Annotated in this window: 1 protein-coding gene; it reads right to left on the bottom strand. The window is 63.0% G+C overall.

Annotation, left to right across the window (positions count from 1 at the left end; translation table 11 throughout):
* Nucleotides 1–133: 133 nt before the first annotated feature.
* Complete coding sequence (locus ACFI9K_RS24910) at nucleotides 134–619, bottom strand: transposase (protein ID WP_462665983.1); 486 nt, start codon at nucleotides 617–619, stop codon at nucleotides 134–136.
* Between the last annotated feature and the right edge of the window lie 60 nt (nucleotides 620–679).

Raw genomic sequence — 679 nt, 5'->3', positions numbered from 1 at the left:
TTCAACGCTGCCGTCGGGTCGGGTCGACGCAACTGCGCTTGACGGTAGAAGAACGTCGAGCGGGCCAGGCCTGCGACGTCGAGCAACACATCGAGGCGGTACTGCGCCTTGAGGGCGATGACAGCGAGAACCTTCACCGTCGTCCCTGTTCCCTCAAGGCCCGCAATTTTCCCAGATACGCCACCTGAGTGCGCAGCCGCTCGTTCTCCTCACGCAGCCGGTCGAGCTCGCTGGCCTCCCCGGGATCGACTCCCGGTACCGGTCGACGTCCCGCCCGCTTCGGGCGAAGCGCCTCGTCGCCGTCGCGGCGATATCCCCGCACCCACGGGTCGATGATTCTCGCCGACGACAGACCGTACTCGCGGGCCAACTCGATCTTGTTCTCACCCGCTAGAACACGCTGCACCACAGCAAGTTTGAACTCGAACGAGAAGTGCTGCCGATCCGGTTTCTCCACCAACGCATTCCTCCCTCGAACCCGCCACCGGTCGTAGAGCAAGACCACAGCGCATCTACCGCCACCGACCTTCACAGCCGCCGAGACGGCACCGAGACCATCCTCGAACAACGCTACCGCCGCCACCCGCTGATCCTCGGTAAGTGAACTTCGTACACGCATACACACGCTCCCCAGTAGTCGGAACTGAATTACTCAGTCCAACTTCTGGGGAGCGGTGCA

The organism is Rhodococcus sp. PSi06, from assembly GCF_054960675.1.
This window is presented reverse-complemented; position numbering and strand designations above follow the sequence as displayed.